This is a genomic window from Ligilactobacillus sp. JN-6 (Y).1 (assembly GCF_058111525.1).
Genome location: NZ_CM176599.1, coordinates 1,658,236 through 1,678,970, shown reverse-complemented (window position 1 = coordinate 1,678,970; position 20,735 = coordinate 1,658,236). Strand labels below are relative to the sequence as shown.

Below are 20,735 nucleotides of genomic sequence, written 5' to 3'. Positions count from 1 at the left end.
TAAAAAAAGCCCTTTGATGTTATTCACACCAAAGCGCATTTTAATCATTATCAAAATTTAACTCAATATTTTTAGTCAATACGTCCGTATAACTAAAAGAAACACGTTTGACCGCATTTTCATCTTGGTCTAAATCAACCACGAATACAGCAGGAAATGTCTCACGTAAATTTCCATGTCTTGTAGTAACTTTTTTCCGTCCGACTTGAGTCGTGACCGTTAAATTATTGCCGATTTGGTCATCTAACTTGGTTTTTATTGTAGCTATAGTAACAGGCATTTGATCCACTCCTTCTGAACTACAATAATAACACTTTTTCGCAAAAACCGCAGTTATACCACAGCAATAATTCGACATCAACAAAAATAATAATTTTTTTATCGTTTATTTAGTCTTTACTTAGGTAACAGCCCTTGGTCTTCCATACTGTCACTGAGCCTGACAAAATCCGCGACACTAAGCCTTTCTGCCCTGATCCCCGGATCGATTTGTGAATTTTTCAAAGCATGAGTTAATTTGTTCTTAATTTCGTCTTCCTTACCATAGAACCCCAATAAATTATTCCACAAACTTTTCCGTTTATGCATAAAGCTTCCACGAACCAATTTTTTAAAACCACTTTCACTTTGTGGCCGGTATATTTTTTGCTGTCTTTTTTTCATTAAAACGATCGCCGAATCAACCTTAGGGCTAGGAACGAAAACTGTTTTTGGGACATTAAAAACTATCTGACTATCAGTAGAATATGCTACTCCAATTGTCAAAGAACCATAATCTTTCATTCCTGGTCGAGCCGTCAAACGTTGGGCAACTTCTTTTTGCATCATAATAGTGATCGACTTAAAATCAGCCCCTTCATCCAACAAATGTAAAACGATCGGAGTCGTAATATAATACGGTAAATTAGCAACGATCTTGACCGGATGTTGACCGTCCAAGTGTTCTTTGATCAGAAGTGATAATTGAGTTTGCAAAATATCACCGTGTAAAACAGTAATATTTGAATAATCTTCCAGCGTTTCCCCTAAAACAGGTATCAAACGTTCATCGATCTCTAAAGCAAGTACATGATGTGCTTTTTTTGCTAACTGTTCGGTCAAAGCCCCGATCCCAGGCCCAATTTCAATGACATCATCGTCCATGCTGACCTGCGCAGCGGACACGATTTTTTGCAGTACATCCAAATCCGTCAGAAAATTTTGCCCCAAACTTTTTTTGAATGTCAGGCCATAAGTTTCCATAATAGCTCTGGTCCGTGTACTAGAACCAATTTCTGGTCTTTTGTTATCACCCATTGTTTTTTTCCACCTTCTCAACGTGCAGTAAAGCTTCCTTAAATTCATTTGGAGTGATTTGAAATAAATTTAATCTTTTATATAATTGCTTGCCATTTACATAGCCGATCCGTAAAAATTCGCATAACTTTTCTCGCCTCTTTTTGGCATTCGGACCAGAAATCAGCTTAGCCGCCAGTAAATCAGTCTGTGTGATCATCGGTTTTGCTTCAGGGACTTCAGTATACAAATGACGCAAAGCATCCCTAATAGTTTCTGGGCTAGCATGCTCAACACCTAAGCTCCCTTGACCATGAGGTACAGCATCTTTTTTCTTTAAAAAAGCGTGTTTGACGCCCGGAACTGCTGCCTGGATCGTTTTTCTGATTTTTTCTCCAGAAAAATCAGGGTCTGTAAAGACAATAACTCCTCTTAGCTGATTTAATTCATTTATTTGTTGCAAGACTTCTTCGCTGATCGCTGAGCCCCGCGTCTCGATCGTATCGGCATTGACGACCATTTTGATCCGTTTAGTATCATCTTTTCCTTCAACTACGACCACTTCTTTGATCTTCATTTTTTTATTCATCCGATCTGTAAAACCCTTCTCGTATTTTGATGAGTAGCTACCGCTAAATCAAAAACAGACATCTTCCTTGTTGCGGCGATAAATTCTGCTGTGTAGCGTGTCATTGCTGGTTCGTTTTGTTGACCTCGGTAAGGCACTGGCGTCAAATATGGCGCGTCAGTTTCAACTAACATATGATCAAGTGGTGTTTTGACCGCCGCCTCTTGAACCTCTTTAGCATTATTAAATGTTACCACACCGCTATATGAAAGTTCCATTCCCAGATCTAAAAACTTTTGTGCCCACTGCCAGTTCCCGTTAAAGCTATGCATAATACCTCCATAACGTTCGACATCAGCTTCTTTGAGGATCGTATAACAATCCTCAAAGGCATCCCGGTTATGCACGCTAATGGGCATCTTAAGCGACTGTGCTAATGCGATCTGTTTTTTAAAGACCTCTTTTTGCAAGCCATGGTCAACATCACAATGGTAATCAAGACCGATCTCACCGACCGCGACCATTTTTTCTTTACCTAAAAAAGCACGCATTGTATTTTCTAATTCTAAATCATATTTGGCACTATCTTCTGGATGACAGCCAACAGCTCCATAAATATTCGAGTATTTTTCCAGCAAAAAATTCAATTTGCTTGTACTTGGCCCGTCATATCCAATGACTAACATTGAACCAACATCAAAAGCCTTTGCCCGTTCGACCGCATCTTCTCTATCGTTATCAAATTCGGGAGAATTAATATGTGTATGTGAATCAAAAATTTGCATGTTTTTTCCTTTCTGCTAATCTGCTAAAAACAAACTTTACTCAATGCCTCGGTTATTAAAAAATAAGTCAAGACTATAAAGTCTGGAGGTGATGAGCTCCTAAGTGTCACGGTCTTACCCATTTCTTAGTGAAGTTTCGTGAGGCAAGAAATTCCGCTCTCTGTGTTTATAGTCGCGCTGCGCATGCCAAGCCTTTCCGCTTATCCAAACCAGGGGCTACACCGTTGAAAAGGACGTATAGTTTCTGACTCGGATAATACTCGAGACCTAACCGGCTTGCTCTGCTCTGTTTTTGTAGTCGAGCTCCAACAAGCAGGAAGTTCCGCCCATCGAGCTCTGACATCACCTCGCTAAGAAACGCGATCTAATGCCAGAGCTCGATGATGCTCACTTCTTCCCGCTTGTTTCCGCTCTGTTTTTAAAAAAGCTCGAGAAGTTTTTCTTCTCGAACCTCTTTCTTTTATTCATTAGCTGATACTTGAACCTTCTGGAATGTTATCCGGCACAGTGATCAGTTGGACCTGATCCCCATATTCAGCTGAGAGCAGCATACCTTGGCTGGTCTCACCCCGCATTTTACGTGGCTGTAGGTTAACTACTGCGATCACTTTTTTACCAACTAGTTTTTCTGGCTCTGGGTACCATTCTGCTATCCCTGATAAAATCTGACGTGGACCTTCATCACCTGCATCCAAACTAAATTTCAAAAGTTTGTCCGCACCTTCAACTCGACTAACTTCTTTGATCAAAGCAACGCGCAGCTCAACCTTGTCAAATTTATCAAAACGGATCTCTTTTTTATTCAAAGTTAAAGTATTTTCTTTAGCTTCATTATTTTTATCGGCCATCGCTTTACGCCCCTTGGCTTTCTCATTTTTCGTCATCTTAGATTTAATATATTCCACTTCTTCATCAGTATCTAAACGAGGGAAAAGAGGTGTACCTTTTTTGACTACCTGACTATTTTCAGGGAGGTCAAAGAAAGAAACATTATTGATCTGCATATCTTCTGCTTCAAAGCCCAATTGAGTAAAGATCTCTTTTGGAGCATGCGTTAAAACAGGCTGTAACAAAATCGCGATCACTCGCAAAGAAGCTGCCAAATGAGCTAATACACTGTCCAATTCTTTTGTCTTAGCATCATCTTTAGCTAACATCCATGGTTCTGTCTGGTCGATATATTTATTACTCCGCGAAACAAATTTCCATAAAGCACTTAAAGCATTAGAGAAATGCATGTTATCCATTTCTTCTTCAAACTCTTTGACAGCGACTTGCGCACTTTCTTCCAATTCCTTATCAAATTCAGTAACGTCACTAACCAGTGCAGGTATCTTTCCTTTGCGATACTTATTGATCATAGCGACCGTCCGGTTCAATAAGTTACCAAGATCATTAGCTAGGTCATAGTTAACTTTATTAATAAAGTCTTCAGGTGTAAAGACTCCGTCATTTCCAAACGGCACAGCACGCATCAAATAATAACGTAAAGCGTCAAGCCCATAACGTTCAACCAACATTTCCGGGTAAACGACATTACCCTTAGACTTCGACATTTTTCCGTCTTTCATTAAAAGCCAACCATGCCCCACGATATGTTTTGGCAAAGGCAGATCTAACGCCATCAAAATAATCGGCCAATAGATCGTGTGGAAACGGACGATCTCTTTACCCGCCATATGCACATCAGCAGGCCAGTATTTATTGAACAAGGTTGGATCATCTGAGCCATAACCTAAAGCAGTAATATAATTACATAAAGCATCGATCCAAACATAAACAACATGTTTAGGATCATTTGGAACTTTAACGCCCCAATTGAAACTAGTTCTTGTGATAGCTAGGTCTTCAAGACCTGGTTTAATGAAATTATTTAGCATCTCATTTTTGCGTGTCTGTGGAATAATGAAATCAGGATGCTCGTCGTAATATTTAACTAAGCGACTAGCGTACTTACCCATCTTAAAGAAATAGCTTTCTTCTTCGACCAACGATACCTCGTGTCCAGATGGTGCTTTACCTCCAGTAATATTTCCCTGATCGTCACGATAAACTTCAGCTAACTGTGATTCAGTAAAAAATTCCTCGTCTGAAACGGAATACCAGCCTTTATATTTCCCTAAATAGATATCCCCTTGATCAAGTAGTTTCTGGAAAATTTTCTGAATCGCTTTTTCATGATAATCATCTGTTGTTCGGATAAATTTATCGTTAGAAATTTCTAGTGTTTGCCAAAGATCCTTGATGCCATCTACCATCTGATCAACGTAAGCTTGTGGGTCCATCCCCAGATCTTCAGCTTTTTTTTCAATTTTTTGTCCATGTTCATCTGTACCCGTAAGGAAAAAAACGTCAAAATTTTGTAATCTCTTATAGCGGGCTAATACATCACAGGCGATAGTCGTATAAGCATTACCGATATGCAATTTACCTGATGGATAATAAATCGGTGTTGTGATATAAAAGGTTGGTTTATCAGCCATATAAATTCTGTCCCCTTTTTTCATATATAAGTTGGTTTTTTTTATAAACTTTTAATTTCGATGCTTTATATTATAGCATACTAAAGCCAATGTTCTCACTAGCTCCAAACAATTTAAACATGAAAACAACAAAAACATGAGGTTCACCCCATGCTTTTTAGCCTATTCAACATTGACAGCAGAAAATTCTGCAGTAGCATCATTTTGGATCATCAGCCCATTATCTGGGATAGTGATCTGTTGTTTATTAACCGCCACCAATTTGGCCTGTGGTGAACGATAAGAGATCAAACCAGCAAACGGATAGACTACAAATGAAGTCCCAACTACAACTAACAGATCTGCATTTGCGATCGCAGTTAATGAACGGCGCAAATTATCTTCATTGATCTGTTCGCCATATAAAACGATCCCTGTCCGCAGTATGCCGCCACAGCCCTGATGGTACATACTTTTTTGATATTCCGTCAAAGTCGCTGATTTGCCGCATTTTTGGCAGTAAACATTGGTCAAATTACCATGAAACTCTACCAGCTTGTCCGTAGGTGTACCCGCTTGAGCGTGCAAACCATCGATATTTTGAGTGATGACCGTAGCACCTTTCCTTTGCGCAAGTTCTGCCATTTTTTCATGGACAATATTAGGCTTAGCATCTGGATAGATCATACTTTTCGTCACAAAATCATAGTGTTTTTGCGGCTCTTCTTGCAAGCACTCTTCACTTAATAAATATTCCGGTGCCTCTCGCCCAGCATAAAGTCCATTCTTAGAACGATAATCTGGTATGCCGGAAGCCGTCGAAACCCCTGCACCAGTCATAAATACAACATGCTGTGCTCCATTTAATAAATCATTGAGTTCAGTCATTCTCTTCTTCCTTTCCTAAAGTGTTTACCTTATCAAATATTCAACATTCATCTGTCGTAAAATATCCCCGATTTTAGATGCATAAAACCCACGGAAGGTCTTTTCTTTATCATGCTTTGGCTCTGGGAGCACAAAAGAATTTTGCCGATCCGGCTTATAACGCACGATATAAGCTGGTTTAAAGTGAAGATTATCTTGTAATGATGAGTGATATACTTCAAATAACTGCGAGATCTCTAAGCGGATCTGCCGCTCGCTCAATACCGGCTCCAGACTAGTAAAATCATTTAGGCCAAGTGGTGCAAGCCCCCAGTTCTCTAGTTGTTCATCGAATCCGCGCCATAATTTAACGATGGCAGCTCTAATTTTTTGCGGACCTTCTACTTTCTTTTCCGTCAGTGTTTTGTATAGTTTTTGAGCGGCTTTAAAACTTTGGGGATATAGTTGCTGCAATCTTTTTTCAGCATCCGCTTGTCCGCCTGCAAACAAAACTAAAGCATCAACTAATTTAACGGTCCGCAAAACCATCCAACTATCAATTTGTTCCGTTGGCTCAGGCTTTAATTGCGCTAAGAGACCCTTATAGAACAGCTCAACTATTTCATCATCAAGCAATCCCAATTCACGTTGCTGTTGATAGATCTGTAAATGCATTACGCTATCATATAACTCCATCCCTGCATTCATGATCTTCGAATCGTGCTTCGGATCGCCTGTCGTCATATGAAAATTAATTTGCGGTGTTTCTTGTTCCAAGGTCAAGATGTGCAGCAATTCGTGAGACACTGTGTAGTTAGGGGCCGTAACGTCATATATGTCCAACTGCATCTTACCATCGTGCAAATACATTTGTGCTTGATCACTTGACAGCCAACCCTTTTTTTCTTCTTTAAAAGTGACATTGAGCGGTTTTTTGACCACTTCTGTAACCTGTTTTTTTAAATTCAATGTAGTCTGGTTTAATACCGGTTCACTCATTTTTAAATCCCTCATTCCTAATTTCATCTAGGGTCTTCTTAGCCGCAGCAGCATCTTGACGTGGCAGCTTTTTTAAACGTTGAACGACTTGATCGATCTGCGGACCTGTCGCTCCAACAAAAACCGCTAAAGATTTCATTTGCAGGTCCATATGCCCCTTTTGAATACCATCAGTAACTAATGCATATAGTGCAGCCAGATTTTGCGCTAATCCGACACTGGCAACGATTTTTTCAAGTTCAAGGGCACCTTTTTCTTGCCGTAAAGTTGAATTGACCTGCACAAGCGGTACGATCCCGATCGAGCCACCGATAGATCCCACCGGCATAGGAATGGTCAACTCGCCAAACAAACATTCATCAATTACCTTCCAAGTGCTCAAACCTCTGTAGTGCCCATCTCTAGCAGCGTAAGCTTGTATTGCAGCTTCCACTGCACGCCAATCATTACCGCTGGCAATCACAGCAGCATCGATCCCGTTCATGATCCCTTTATTATGCGTGGCAGCCCGGTACGGATCCAAGTATGCAACCCGACTTGCCTGGACAATTTTTTTTGCTATCTCTTGCCCAGAAAGTTTTCCCTTAGCTAACTGACCTAGCGGAATTTTACATGAAGCACTGACCAGACACTCAGTCGTGTAATTGGATAAAATTGCCAGCAAAACGTCGAGACGAAACTCAAAACGCAATTTATCAGCCACGGCCTCCAACATTGTGTTGACCATATTAGCTCCCATAGCTTCTTTAGTATCAATGCTCACGTCGACTGACAATAGGTCATCAGCTAAAATTCTAACGGACAACTTTAAAGGACCCCCACCCCTTTTAACAATAGAAGGATAGGCACTGGCTGCCGTTTGCAATAAATCAGTGGCAGCACCTTCTATGATATTTTTTTGCGCTTCAACATCAGCAACATTTTCAACGATCACCTGACCGCGCATGGCACGTTCGTTACTTTTAGCCTTAAACCCTCCAGCTTTTTTGATGATCGTTGCACCATGACTTGCCCCCGCGATCACTGAAGGTTCTTCAGTCACCATTGGGATCAAATACTCTTTATCATTGATCACAAAATTTAATCCTAATCCTTCCGGTAAACTAAATTGCGTGATAAAGTTCTCGACTTGAGTATCACCTATTTCTGGAAATACAGCATTCTGCTCTAATTGTTGGACCTCTTTTTTTGAAAGCTTGTGTTCTTGTTCCAAAACAGCCAATCTTTCTTGCCAGGTCTTTCGATAGTATTTTTTAAACCCCTTCATTTTCTTCGAGCCCTACTTTCACAAATTTTTATTAGATAGAGATTTTTACCCACTTTATTTGATTACTATTATATAATAGAAACGAATAAGGTCTGCAACCTTTTAGTTCGTTTTAACCATCAAACTAACTCATTTTATTTAACGATAACCTTGGTACCGTTGTAGTTTATCAGGCAAGTAACTTACCCCAATTCTAGGAGGGTTTTTCTTGAAACACTTTGCTTATCAACGTTTCATACTTCTTTTTTTACTTATGATCCCTATAGTATTTCTCCATACGTCAACTGTTTCTGCCAACAACACGCTTAAAGTCGGTGTCTTACAAAATAACGCCCCACTTAGTTCAGAGAAGTCTGCACACAAAATTCATGGAGCAAACATTGCGGTTGCAAATGAGTTAGGGGATGACTTAGGTAAAAAGACCAAAATTGTTGCATATCAAAACAAAAAGCAATTGACCCAAAAATTAGCTGCCGGAAAAATTGACGTCGCCTTAGGCAGTTTTTCGCAGAAGAATAGTTCAAACCGCAACTATCAACTGAGTAAACCATTTTTTTACGTGGAAAATGTGCTTTTCCGACGTTCCGATAGTACAAAAAAATCGATAAAAAAACTAACTGGCAAAAAAGTCGGTTTATTAGAAAACGGTACCCAGGGGAATTTACTAAATGAACTCTGCTTTAAGAAAAAAAGATACTCATCAGTTTCTGAACTGGTCACAGCTTTGAAAAATAAAAAAATCAAAGCTGCGATCTTGACGGGACCCCAATATACTTCTTATTTACAAAAACATCCGCAATACACACAAGCTAAAGATCACACGGACCAAGAGCAAACAAAGCAAGTTTTAAAACGGATCAAAGATCCCCAGATCACAGCCCAAAAAGTCACAGTAGCGACTTACCATTCTAAAAAAATTCATCAAAAGATCAACAAAGACTTGGAAAAGATGACAAAGGATGGCCGCTTAAATAAAATATCTAACAAGTACTTTGGCAAAGATATAACACAGGAATAAAAAAGGCTTGAGAATTCAGCTTTCCCAAGTCTTTTTTGCTTAGTTGGTCAATTCGGCGATGATTCCTTCACGTACTCCACTTTCAGAAAAAATAACCTCAGGGACCCCAAACTGTTGGATCATCATTACCATTGGAGTCAAACCAGCGACAATGATATCGGCCCGGTCCTTTTCCACACCTAAGGATCGCTCACGTTCTCTTTTATCTTGGCCAAGCCACCTTTGAAAAATTTCAGTAAAATTAAAAGCTGACATTTTTTGTCCGTGGAGGCTTGTTTTATTTTTTGACATTACGTTATTTTGCCCCTGGCGAGCAACAGTCCGATTTGCACCGCCCAACAACACAAGTGGGAAGCCTTTGCCCTGCTGCAACCAAGGCAATTGCTGAAATTTGTACAAAATAAAACGCTGTAAGGCAAAAAAATCAACTGCGGAGATCTTATCATTTGCATGGAATTTCTCGCTTAATGTCACGGCACCGTAAGGAATACTGATATAATTGAGTGCCTCTCGTTTTTTGACCAAAGCAAGCTCAAAACTTCCACCGCCCATGTCACAGATCAAGCAGTTTTCTATGTCAAACGCGTGCATGACTCCTGCATAGTCATAATAAGCCTCAGAGTTGCCTGATAAGACTTCGATCTGCACGCCTATTTCTTTTTTCACACGCTCTAAAAATTCTGTACCGTTCGTTGCATTACGCACTGCTGCAGTAGCAACCCCACGAACAGTCGTAACATCTGCTATTTTTTCATACTCCGCTTTAAAATATTTTAGTGCTTCAATTGTCCTAGCGATTGCATCTGACTTCAAAGTTGATCTACCAGCGGTTTGTCCCATTCCTTCAGCCAAGCGGGTCATTTCTTTAAAACGCTTGATCTCCTGAAAAGAATGGTCTGAATTGATTTGATAGACTCCCATTCGGGTAGAATTTGACCCTAAATCAAGTAATGCAACTTTCCCCATATTTTTCACCCCTTGGTCGCTACTTTTTATTTACCCAACATCAATTATTTCGATTATATATCATTCAAAATAATTAACGCCGATCGCTGCTCTGACTTCTTTTAAAGTCTGTGCTGCTACTTCATTCGCTTTTTCGCTGCCCTTCTTTAAAATATCATAAACTGCAGGAAGATCCCGGGCGTATTGTGCTCTTCTATTTCTGATCGGAGCTAAGGTGTCTTCTAACACTTCATTCAAATAACGTTTGATCTTGACATCACCTAGGCCACCGGCGCGGTATTGCTCTTTCAAATCTGCAACATGTTGTTTATCTTGGGCAAACACATTCAAATAGTCAAAAACAGTATTCCCTTCTACCTTGCCAGGATCTGCAACATGAATATGGTCAGGATCAGTGTACATCGACATTACTTTTTTATGCAAGGTATCAGCGTCATCTGATAAGTAGATGGCATTATTTAGTGATTTACTCATTTTAGCAGCACCATCTAAACCAGGCAGACGCCCTGAACCTTTCATCGGAAAAGCACCCTGAGGCTCGACCAAAACTTCCTTGCCGTAAATAGTGTTAAAGCTGCGAACGATCTCTCTGGCTTGTTCGATCATAGGCTCTTGGTCATCACCAACTGGCACAGTGTCCGCCTTAAAAGCTGTGATATCAGCAGTCTGACTAACAGGATAGGTGAAAAAACCTGCCGGGATCGAGCGCTCAAAGTTTTTTTGCTGGATCTCAGCCTTAACAGTAGGATTTCGTTCCAAACGCGAAATAGTCACCAAATTTAAGTAATATAAATTTAATTCTGCTAGAGCAGGGATCGCAGATTGTACTAAAATAGTTGATTTTTGCGGATCTATCCCAACCGCCAAATAATCAAGGGCAACTTCGATCAAGGACTTTTTAATTTTTTCAGGATCACGCGCATTATCAGTCAAAGCCTGCTGGTCAGCAATCATGATATACGAATCATAGTCGCCTGTTTCTTGCAAAGCAACTCTTTGCTTTAAAGAGCCGATATAATGTCCGATGTGCAATTTGCCAGTCGGACGGTCACCCGTTAGAATTACATGTTTATTCATACGATCTTCTCCTTCATCTGATTCAATTTCTGAGCCAAACCATAGTTTTCTTTAGTGAAACCGTCTTTTTTAATTCATAAACAAAAAGTCCTATTGTTTTTCAACAATAGGACGATTACTCGCGGTGCCACCTAACTTGCGGGGGTTCCCGCCACTCATTTTATTGATCATTTTTTATCCCAGGCCCATTTCGAGTACTGTTTACATCTTTCAGCATACAATGTATCTCTGTCGACCAGCCTCTACTTTTCCTGTTCAACTAATTAACTTAATTTTATCAAACTGTTCACGCTTGTAAAGGTCAAAGCGTAAAAAAACTAAAATTCTGACAAGTCTCTAGTTTTGTGGTATCTTGAATTGAAGTTTATATTAATATTCCGTACAATGTAAAATACACGTTTAACCAGCTTGTCCTATTTGCAAGCTGATATTTGTCGCGGAAATAAACACATCTCGAAAAAGGAAGGATCTGCATCCATGAAAAACGAAAGACAAATAGAACAAAAGCGTGTGGATCAAGTTATCACCGAAATAAAAAAACAACTAAAACAGACAGATAAAGAATATAAAAAGGCGCATGAAGAAACATCGTCAGTTGAGAAAAACTACGTCCAAAACGCAAAAGTCAACACGACCGAAGTTGACGACCGCATGGAAACTAATGCTGAGATCCAACAACAAAAGCAATTAGTTGCCAAAAACGTTCAAACTGAACAAATTTTAAAAGAACAGTTGAATACTCTCGCTGACTTAGAAAAAACTCCTTATTTTGGACGGATCGATATTCAAGACCCTGGCGACGAAAAAGAAACACTCTATATCGGTACGGCTTCTTTAAACGATGACCAGCAAAACTTTTTGATCTATGACTGGCGTGCGCCGATTTCTTCTGTATATTATAACGGTACTTTAGGTGACGTAGAATATGAAACCCCTGCAGGCTTACAAGAAACGAACCTGCTTAAGAAAAGACAGTTTAAGATCAACAACGGGGTCATTAAAAATATGTTTGACACCAATGAAACTGTAGGCGACGAGATCTTACAGAGTGTTTTAGATGAACATAGTGATGAATACATGAAAAATATTGTCGCTACTATCCAAAAAGAACAAAATGATATAATTAGAGATACCAAAAGTGACCTTTTGTTAGTTCAAGGGGTTGCTGGCAGCGGTAAAACTTCCGCCATTTTACAACGTATCGCTTTTCTTTTGTATCATAGTCGTGACACATTAAATGCCGACCAAATCGTACTTTTTTCACCTAATTTATTATTTAGTCGGTATATCTCTGATGTTCTTCCAAGCCTGGGCGAAAAAAATATGCGACAGGTGACTCTGCTTGAATTTTTCTCACGCCGTTTACAAGGTTTGAATGTTGAGTCATTGTTTGAACATTACGAAAAGGCAGACGACTTGTCAGACGAGCAAAGCAGCCTTGATGAGTACAAAAGATCACCACAGTTTATGCAAGCTGTTGAAAGATATGTCAACAATTTACCAGTCAATGAGATCTGTTTTACAGATATAGCTTTAGATGGTCAAACAATTTTTTCTAAAGACGAGATCCGTCGAATATATACTAGCTTTCCGGGTAATATGACTTTAGCACATCGATTCAACGCATTGAAAAAGAGCCTACTTAAGAAGCTGAAAAAATTGGTGGGTAAAAAAGCTACTAGTCAAGAAGTTCAAAACATGCTCGAAGATCTTAGTGATGAACAATATCATGAATTACTTGGAGAAGAGAACAAAGAAAGCTTTGAGTCTTATGACGAGGAACAAGCATACCTTGGACAACAAATCGTTAAAAAACAATATGCCATGATCTTTGACGCATTGTACAATAACTTTTTCTTTGACGACTACGAACAATATGGTGCATTCTTAAAAAAAGAACTTCCAAAGTCATTTTGTGAATACTCACAAAACTTAGAATATCATCGAATTGCAGTAGATGATTGTGCTCCGCTGCTATTACTAAGGGATCTATTGACCGACAGTGGTCAAAATCATAGCATCGCCCATCTTTTCATCGACGAAATGCAAGACTATACGCTAGCACAAATGATTTATTTAAAGCACGTTTTTGCCACAGCCAAACTTACTTTACTCGGTGATAGTGAGCAAGCCTTGTACTCAGATCCCAAACGCCCGCAAGAAATGCTGACGAGCTTGTCTAAAACATTACAGGCTCGCCATAGTAACCTGAAATTATTGAATAAGAGTTATCGCTCAACCAAGCAGATCACAGACTTTATGAAAGCCATGCTACCTGAAGGAGATTCTATTCAAGCATTCAACAGGCCTGGAGACCGCCCTTTGATCTGCCAAGTATCAAACGAAGAGTCAGCTTTAAAAGCCTTATATACTCACTTGAAAAAATCTTCTGAAAAGTATTCGTCGGTTGCTTTGATTACTAAAAATGTCGCTGAAAGTAAGTATATTTACGAAAAACTACACCGTTCTTTGCCCGTAACTTTGCTTGAAGAATCAGATCGTACTCTACCTTCGGGGATCGCGATCCTGCCAATTTATTTAGCAAAAGGGCTCGAATTTGACAGTGTGGTGGTCAATAATGTTTCGATAGAGGAATATCCGACCACAGACGAACGAGGTATCTTATATACTATTTGTTCGCGTGCGATGCATGAATTAGTATTGATCAGCATCGGCGAATTTTCACCGTTGATCAAACAAATGGATCCAAATCTTTATAGTGTCGAACGAACCCTAGCACTTAAGTAACTAGAAGTTCTTTGTAGCAAAATTTGATTTTTTTATTGAGTATTGCAATTATTAAATGTATATAATATACTATTTAGGTACTGATAATTGCACGCCGTTTTAGCTCAGCAGGTAGAGCATCACCATGGTAAGGTGGGGGTCGCCGGTTCAAATCCGGCAAACGGCTTCATTTTTTGATAAACAGCTTTATAGAATAAACCTAGTTATTACACTCGTTGTGATGGCTAGGTTATTTTTTATTTTTTGGCTTTTTCTTGTTCGAAATAAAGCGCTTTATTTTAGAAATTTATAATCGGTGTCACAATTAATACTGCTCCATTAATTCATAGGAATAGAGGTATTAGTATGACCGAAAATAAAAAACCTGTTGTCGATGATCTTGAGTTAATTACGGATATCTTAGCGGACCCTGAAAGTTTATCACTACTGATACTTTTTCAGAAGTATCGTCCGTTAGTGTTTTCTACGATCAATGCTTTCAATTTTCGTTATTATGACTTCGATGACCTTCAAGTTGAAGCAATGATGATTTGTTACGAAAGTGTTCAAGATTTTGAGCCGGATAGAAACGTTCCTTTTGGGTCCTTTTTTAAAGCAAATCTGACAAATTATTTCCTCACACTTTTACGTAATCAAGCTGCAAAAAAACGTCATTTTGACCTTTTTGCGAATTCTTTTGAATCGTTAGTGACCGAAAAAGGAAGTGGTTATCTGGGTCCAGATCTTACTAATTTAGCTCCAGATAGACAACTTTTACTCGAAGAGGATCTAGCTAGGCTGCCAAACGTTCTTTCAGACTTGGAATATGAAGTCATGCAAATGTATTGTAATCCAAACCCCTACTCTAAAGAAGTCATCGCAAGTAAACTAAATATTTCCTACAAAAAGCTTTATAGCGCGACAAGCCGCTGTAAGAAGAAGACAAAGAAGCTACTATATAGTTAAAATACATTTGAATTTATTCAAAACCAGCTGCAACCATAACGTAAATTTGTGTTTTTCCGCGGTAAAGATCCGCGTCTTATTTTCAGCCGTGAAGAATCCTTTAAAATCAGTACGTATCTCGCAATTATTACCCTAGTCATTATCTCCTCAACTACTTTATCGCTCATATTAACTTTCGCATTTGTGACGAACTAACGACGTCTAAAGTTGAAGACTTATTCTCTTAACAAAAGGGAGCTTCAGCCCTACCTTACTGCTTTGCATAGCCAGTAAGATAAAGCTTGAAGCTCCCTTTTCATTTCTAATAATTTTTTCTTCAACGAACCTAATAAAAAATGCACCCAGTAGGAGTCGAACCTACAACCTTCTGATTCGTAGTCAGACACTCTATCCAATTGCGCTATGGGTGCATAATTTTTATAATGTGCTTCACTGGGGCTTCCAGCGAAGCGGAAGACGGGATTCGAACCCGCGACCCCCACCATGGCAAGGTGATGTTCTACCACTGAACTACTTCCGCAAAAAAGATACCGAGAAAACTCAGTACCTAAAAACAAGCGCGGCAGCTACCTACCCTCACAGGGGGCGATCCCCCAACTACTCTTGGCGTGACGAAGCTTAACTGCTGTGTTCGGCATGGGAACAGGTGTAGCCTTCGTGCCCGCACCACCGCACTCGTATTTCTTTCTTTGAGAGATCCGCTCCCTCAAAACTGACTAACATTCATCCTTGCTCGCTGCTTTTACCGAGTCCTGCGCCACTCTGTGGTCAAGTCCTCGACCGATTAGTAATGGTCCGCTCCATGCCTCGCGGCACTTCCACTGCCATCCTATCTACCTGATCATCTCTCAGGGGTCTTACTTCCAGAAAGGAATGGGAAATCTGATCTTGAGGTGAGTTTCGCACTTAGATGCTTTCAGCGTTTATCTCGACCACACTTAGCTACCCAGCGCTGCCTTGGGCAAGACAACTGGTACACCAGCGGTGTGTCCATCCCGGTCCTCTCGTACTAAGGACAGATCCTCGCAAATTTCCTACGCCCGCGACGGATAGGGACCGAACTGTCTCACGACGTTCTGAACCCAGCTCGCGTACCGCTTTAATGGGCGAACAGCCCAACCCTTGGGACCGACTACAGCCCCAGGATGCGATGAGCCGACATCGAGGTGCCAAACCTCCCCGTCGATGTGGACTCTTGGGGGAGATAAGCCTGTTATCCCCAGGGTAGCTTTTATCCGTTGAGCGATGGCCCTTCCATGCGGGACCACCGGATCACTAAGCCCGACTTTCGTCCCTGCTCGACTTGTCAGTCTCACAGTCAAGCTCCCTTCTGCCTTTACACTCTGCGAATGATTTCCAACCATTCTGAGGGAACCTTTGGGCGCCTCCGTTACCTTTTGGGAGGCGACCGCCCCAGTCAAACTGCCTACCAGACACTGTCTCCCGCCGGGATCAACCGGCGCGGGTTAGAGTGTTCATACAACGAGGGTAGTATCCCACCACTGCCTCCCACGAGACTAGCGTCCCGTGTTCTACGGCTCCTACCTATCCTGTACAAGTTGCACCAACACCCAATATCAAGCTACAGTAAAGCTCCATGGGGTCTTTCCGTCCTGTCGCGGGTAACCCGCATCTTCACGGGTATTATAATTTCACCGAGTCTCTCGTTGAGACAGTGCCCAGATCGTTACGCCTTTCGTGCGGGTCGGAACTTACCCGACAAGGAATTTCGCTACCTTAGGACCGTTATAGTTACGGCCGCCGTTTACTGGGGCTTCGATTCTGAGCTTCGCTCACGCTGACTCATCCTCTTAACCTTCCAGCACCGGGCAGGCGTCAGCCCCTATACATCATCTTACGATTTTGCAGAAACCTGTGTTTTTGATAAACAGTCGCCTGGGCCTATTCACTGCGGCTGGTCGTCAGACCAGCACCCCTTCTCCCGAAGTTACGGGGTCATTTTGCCGAGTTCCTTAACGAGAGTTCACTCGCTCACCTGAGGATACTCTCCTCGACTACCTGTGTCGGTTTGCGGTACGGGTGGACCGATCCTTGCTAGGAGCTTTTCTCGGCAGTGTGACCTGACTTCCTTCGCTACTTAAATTTCGCTCCCCATCACAGCTCATCTTCCGCCAGGAAAAGCATTTGACTCGTCCTGCAACTCGCTGCTTGGACGTGCACTTCCAGCTGCACGCTCCGTTAGCCTCCTGCGTCCCTCCATCGCTCAAACAGACCGGTCCAGTACAGGAATCTCCACCTGTTGCCCATCGCCTACGCCTTGCGGCCTCGGCTTAGGTCCCGACTGACCCTGGGAGGACGAGCCTTCTCCAGGAAACCTTAGTCTTACGGTGGGTCAGATTCTCACTGACCTTGCGCTACTCATACCGGCATTCTCACTTCTAAGCGCTCCACCGGTCCTCACGGTCCGGCTTCTGCGCCCTTAGAACGCTCTCCTATCACCCGACCTGACGGTCGGATCCACAATTTCGGTAATGTGTTTAGCCCCGTTACATTTTCGGCGCAGGATCACTCGACTAGTGAGCTATTACGCACTCTTTGAATGGTGGCTGCTTCTGAGCCAACATCCTAGTTGTCTGTGCGATCCCACATCCTTTTCCACTTAACACATATTTAGGGACCTTGATTGGTGGTCTGGGCTGTTTCCCTTTCGACTACGGATCTTATCACTCGCAGTCTGACTCCCGGGACAAGATCAGTGGCATTCGGAGTTTATCTGAATTCAGTAACCCCAGACGGGCCCCTAGTCCAAACAGTGCTCTACCTCCACGATCCTTAACTCCCGAGGCTAGCCCTAAAGCTATTTCGGAGAGAACCAGCTATCTCCAAGTTCGTTTGGAATTTCACCGCTACCCACACCTCATCCCAGCATTTTTCAACATACACGGGTTCGGTCCTCCGGTGCGTTTTACCGCACTTTCAACCTGGACATGGGTAGGTCACTTGGTTTCGGGTCTACGTCAACGTACTCAGTCGCCCTGTTCAGACTCGCTTTCGCTGCGGCTCCGGTCTTTCCACCTTAACCTGGCACGTTAACGTAACTCGCCGGTTCATTCTACAAAAGGCACGCCATCACCCCTTAACGGGCTCTGACTAATTGTAGGCACATGGTTTCAGGAACTGTTTCACTCCCCTCCCGGGGTACTTTTCACCTTTCCCTCACGGTACTGGTCCACTATCGGTCACTAGGCAGTATTTAGCCTTGGGAGATGGTCCTCCCGGATTCCGACGGAGTTTCACGTGCTCCGCCGTACTCAGGATCCTGGACTGAGGAAGGACTGTTTCGCTTACGGGGCTGTCACCCTGTTTCGCCGGCTTTCCCAAGCCGTTCAGCTACAGTGCTTCTTGCTAACTCAAATGTCCAGTCCTACAACCCCAAGAAGCAAGCTTCTTGGTTTGGGCTGTCCCCCGTTCGCTCGCCGCTACTAAGGGGATCGATATTTCTTTCTGTTCCTGCAGGTACTTAGATGTTTCAGTTCCCTGCGTCTGTCCTCGCCTGACCTATGTATTCAGCCAGCGATCATGACTCGTTACAGTCATCGGGTTGCCCCATTCGGAGATCTCCGGGTCATTGCTTACTTACAGCTTCCCGAAGCATATCGCAGTTAGTCACGTCCTTCATCGACTCCTAGTGCCAAGGCATCCACCATGCGCCCTTCCTAACTTGACCTGACATTTATCGTAGATAAATGGGTCATGAGTTTGCGTTTACTACTTCATTTTTGAATTCTTGTTTGAAACTCTTTCAAACGCGGTGTTCTCGGTTTAATAAAATTATTGATCAAGAAATAAATGTTATTCAGTTTTCAAAGAACGGATCTGAGAGTAGACCTCTCAAAACCAAACAAAGTTTCTGTACAAATCGTGTGAGTTTCCGTAATTTTTCCTTAGAAAGGAGGTGATCCAGCCGCAGGTTCTCCTACGGCTACCTTGTTACGACTTCACCCCAATCATCTGTCCCACCTTAGACGGCTGGCTCCAACTGGTTACCGCACCGGCTTTGGGTGTTACAAACTCTCATGGTGTGACGGGCGGTGTGTACAAGGCCCGGGAACGTATTCACCGCGGCATGCTGATCCGCGATTACTAGCGATTCCGACTTCACGTAGGCGAGTTGCAGCCTACGATCCGAACTGAGAACGACTTTCAGAGATTAGCTGAACCTCGCGGTCTCGCGACTCGTTGTATCGTCCATTGTAGCACGTGTGTAGCCCAGGTCATAAGGGGCATGATGACTTGACGTCATCCCCACCTTCCTCCGGTTTGTCACCGGCAGTCTCGCCAGAGTGCCCAACTGAATGCTGGCAACTGACAATAAGGGTTGCGCTCGTTGCGGGACTTAACCCAACATCTCACGACACGAGCTGACGACAGCCATGCACCACCTGTCATTTTGTCCCCGAAGGGAAATGCTGATCTCTCAGATGGTCAAAAGATGTCAAGACCTGGTAAGGTTCTTCGCGTTGCTTCGAATTAAACCACATGCTCCACCGCTTGTGCGGGCCCCCGTCAATTCCTTTGAGTTTCAATCTTGCGATCGTACTCCCCAGGCGGAATGCTTAGTGCGTTAGCTGCGGCACCGAAGGGCGGAAACCCTCCAACACCTAGCATTCAGCGTTTACAGCGTGGACTACCAGGGTATCTAATCCTGTTCGCTCCCCACGCTTTCGAACCTCAGCGTCAGTTACAGACCAGAGAGCCGCTTTCGCCACTGGTGTTCTTCCATATATCTACGCATTTCACCGCTACACATGGAGTTCCACTCTCCTCTTCTGCACTCAAGTCTCCCAGTTTCCAATGCACTTCTCCGGTTAAGCCGAAGGCTTTCACATCAGACTTAAAAGACCGCCTGCGTTCCCTTTACGCCCAATAAATCCGGACAACGCTTGCCACCTACGTATTACCGCGGCTGCTGGCACGTAGTTAGCCGTGACTTGCTGGTCAGATACCGTCAGCGGGACAACAGTTACTTTATCCCGTGTTCTTCTCTGACAACAGTATTTTACGATCCGAAGACCTTCTTCATACACGCGGCGTTGCTCCATCAGACTTGCGTCCATTGTGGAAGATTCCCTACTGCTGCCTCCCGTAGGAGTTTGGGCCGTGTCTCAGTCCCAATGTGGCCGATCAACCTCTCAGTTCGGCTACGTATCATCACCTTGGTAAGCCGTTACCTTACCAACTAGTTAATACGCCGCGGGCTCATCCAAAAGCGACAGCTAAAAGCCGTCTTTACCCGGCCGACCATGCGGTCAGCCGGTCGATGCGGTATTAGCACCTGTTTCCAAGTGTTATCCCCCACTTTTGGGCAGATTGCCCACGTGTTACTCACCCGTTCGCCACTCGCCCTGCCAACGCTGAATGCAAGCATTCAGTGTCGGCAGTTTGCGTTCGACTTGCATGTATTAGGCACGCCGCCAGCGTTCGTCCTGAGCCAGGATCAAACTCTCATTTTAAAGTTTGTGACTCATAAATTTTACTAGCGAATTGACTTCGCAAATGTTGTTTGCACTTATCATTAGGATAAGCGACCTCACACATTTGATTTGTCGAAACTTTGTTCAGTTTTCAAAGATCTACTTGTTTATTAAGTATATCACTAATTGCTTCGCCTTGTCAAAATCATTTACAATGAATTTTACCAACAAAAGCGGAAACAACCAATTAATAATACCAATTAACCTGACTAAAGTCAATAAAAACTTTTCTGCCCGACTAAAAAGCAAAAAAACGAAACTTG

Annotated in this window: 13 protein-coding genes, 3 tRNA genes and 3 rRNA genes; 4 read left to right on the top strand and 15 right to left on the bottom strand. The window is 42.4% G+C overall.

Going from position 1 to position 20,735, the window contains the following annotated elements; all coding sequences use genetic code 11:
* Nucleotides 1–40: 40 nt before the first annotated feature.
* The 8 genes from AC3XNE_RS07715 to AC3XNE_RS07680 form a co-directional block, all read right to left on the bottom strand.
* The gene (locus tag AC3XNE_RS07715; RefSeq protein WP_489831514.1) at nucleotides 41–280 is read right to left on the bottom strand and encodes a Veg family protein; all 240 of its coding nucleotides are present in this window, start codon (nucleotides 278–280) and stop codon (nucleotides 41–43) included.
* Between the two features lie 116 nt (nucleotides 281–396).
* Nucleotides 397–1,296 (bottom strand): 16S rRNA (adenine(1518)-N(6)/adenine(1519)-N(6))-dimethyltransferase RsmA, encoded by a 900-nt coding sequence (gene rsmA, locus AC3XNE_RS07710; RefSeq protein WP_489831513.1) that lies wholly within the window; start codon nucleotides 1,294–1,296, stop codon nucleotides 397–399.
* Nucleotides 1,289–1,852, bottom strand: a complete 564-nt coding sequence (rnmV, locus tag AC3XNE_RS07705; protein ID WP_489833393.1) for a ribonuclease M5 — start codon at nucleotides 1,850–1,852, stop codon at nucleotides 1,289–1,291. The genes rsmA and rnmV overlap by 8 nt, the downstream gene beginning before the upstream one ends.
* An 8-nt stretch (nucleotides 1,853–1,860) precedes the next feature.
* Nucleotides 1,861–2,628 (bottom strand): TatD family hydrolase, encoded by a 768-nt coding sequence (locus AC3XNE_RS07700; protein WP_489831512.1) that lies wholly within the window; start codon nucleotides 2,626–2,628, stop codon nucleotides 1,861–1,863.
* Between the two features lie 467 nt (nucleotides 2,629–3,095).
* The gene (gene metG / locus AC3XNE_RS07695; RefSeq protein ID WP_489831511.1) at nucleotides 3,096–5,111 is read right to left on the bottom strand and encodes a methionine--tRNA ligase; all 2,016 of its coding nucleotides are present in this window, start codon (nucleotides 5,109–5,111) and stop codon (nucleotides 3,096–3,098) included.
* A 162-nt stretch (nucleotides 5,112–5,273) separates the two neighbouring features.
* A complete protein-coding gene (locus AC3XNE_RS07690; protein WP_489831510.1) occupies nucleotides 5,274–5,978 on the bottom strand; it encodes an NAD-dependent protein deacylase in 705 nt (234 codons plus the stop codon).
* Nucleotides 5,979–6,002: 24 nt separating this feature from the next.
* A complete protein-coding gene (locus AC3XNE_RS07685) occupies nucleotides 6,003–6,956 on the bottom strand; it encodes an IpaB/EvcA family protein (RefSeq protein ID WP_489831509.1) in 954 nt (317 codons plus the stop codon).
* Nucleotides 6,949–8,223: a hydroxymethylglutaryl-CoA reductase, degradative gene (locus AC3XNE_RS07680; RefSeq protein ID WP_489831508.1), complete on the bottom strand. Its 1,275-nt coding sequence runs from the start codon at nucleotides 8,221–8,223 to the stop codon at nucleotides 6,949–6,951. Before AC3XNE_RS07680 ends, AC3XNE_RS07685 begins: the two co-directional genes overlap by 8 nt.
* A 208-nt stretch (nucleotides 8,224–8,431) precedes the next feature.
* On the opposite strand from AC3XNE_RS07680, the gene AC3XNE_RS07675 reads away from it, so the two are divergent.
* Complete coding sequence (locus AC3XNE_RS07675) at nucleotides 8,432–9,241, top strand: substrate-binding periplasmic protein (protein ID WP_489831507.1); 810 nt, start codon at nucleotides 8,432–8,434, stop codon at nucleotides 9,239–9,241.
* Between the two features lie 39 nt (nucleotides 9,242–9,280).
* Here AC3XNE_RS07675 and AC3XNE_RS07670 read toward each other — a convergent pair whose 3' ends face one another.
* Complete coding sequence (locus AC3XNE_RS07670) at nucleotides 9,281–10,207, bottom strand: Ppx/GppA phosphatase family protein (protein WP_489831505.1); 927 nt, start codon at nucleotides 10,205–10,207, stop codon at nucleotides 9,281–9,283.
* Nucleotides 10,208–10,267: 60 nt separating this feature from the next.
* Complete coding sequence (trpS, locus tag AC3XNE_RS07665) at nucleotides 10,268–11,284, bottom strand: tryptophan--tRNA ligase (protein ID WP_489831504.1); 1,017 nt, start codon at nucleotides 11,282–11,284, stop codon at nucleotides 10,268–10,270.
* Nucleotides 11,285–11,761: 477 nt separating this feature from the next.
* On the opposite strand from trpS, the gene helD reads away from it, so the two are divergent.
* The 3 genes from helD (at nucleotide 11,762) to AC3XNE_RS07650 (ending at nucleotide 14,977) form a co-directional block, all read left to right on the top strand.
* Nucleotides 11,762–14,032 carry an RNA polymerase recycling motor HelD gene (helD, locus tag AC3XNE_RS07660; protein WP_489831502.1) on the top strand — a complete coding sequence of 757 codons (2,271 nt, stop codon included), beginning with the start codon at nucleotides 11,762–11,764 and terminating at the stop codon, nucleotides 14,030–14,032.
* 93 nt (nucleotides 14,033–14,125) lie between these two features.
* Nucleotides 14,126–14,198 (top strand) — tRNA-Thr (locus AC3XNE_RS07655).
* Between the two features lie 179 nt (nucleotides 14,199–14,377).
* Nucleotides 14,378–14,977, top strand: a complete 600-nt coding sequence (locus AC3XNE_RS07650) for a sigma-70 family RNA polymerase sigma factor (protein ID WP_489831500.1) — start codon at nucleotides 14,378–14,380, stop codon at nucleotides 14,975–14,977.
* A 336-nt stretch (nucleotides 14,978–15,313) separates the two neighbouring features.
* Here the strand turns inward: AC3XNE_RS07650 and AC3XNE_RS07645 are convergent.
* The 5 genes from AC3XNE_RS07645 to AC3XNE_RS07625 form a co-directional block, all read right to left on the bottom strand.
* A tRNA-Arg gene (locus AC3XNE_RS07645) sits at nucleotides 15,314–15,387 on the bottom strand.
* A 38-nt stretch (nucleotides 15,388–15,425) separates the two neighbouring features.
* Nucleotides 15,426–15,497: transfer RNA gene (locus tag AC3XNE_RS07640), tRNA-Gly, on the bottom strand.
* A gap of 37 nt (nucleotides 15,498–15,534) precedes the next feature.
* Nucleotides 15,535–15,651 (bottom strand): 5S ribosomal RNA (rrf, locus tag AC3XNE_RS07635).
* Between the two features lie 90 nt (nucleotides 15,652–15,741).
* Nucleotides 15,742–18,665 (bottom strand): 23S ribosomal RNA (locus AC3XNE_RS07630).
* 221 nt (nucleotides 18,666–18,886) lie between these two features.
* Nucleotides 18,887–20,451, bottom strand: a 16S ribosomal RNA gene (locus AC3XNE_RS07625).
* Together the 16S, 23S and 5S rRNA genes with 2 tRNA genes alongside form the textbook arrangement of a ribosomal RNA operon.
* Nucleotides 20,452–20,735 lie beyond the last annotated feature (284 nt).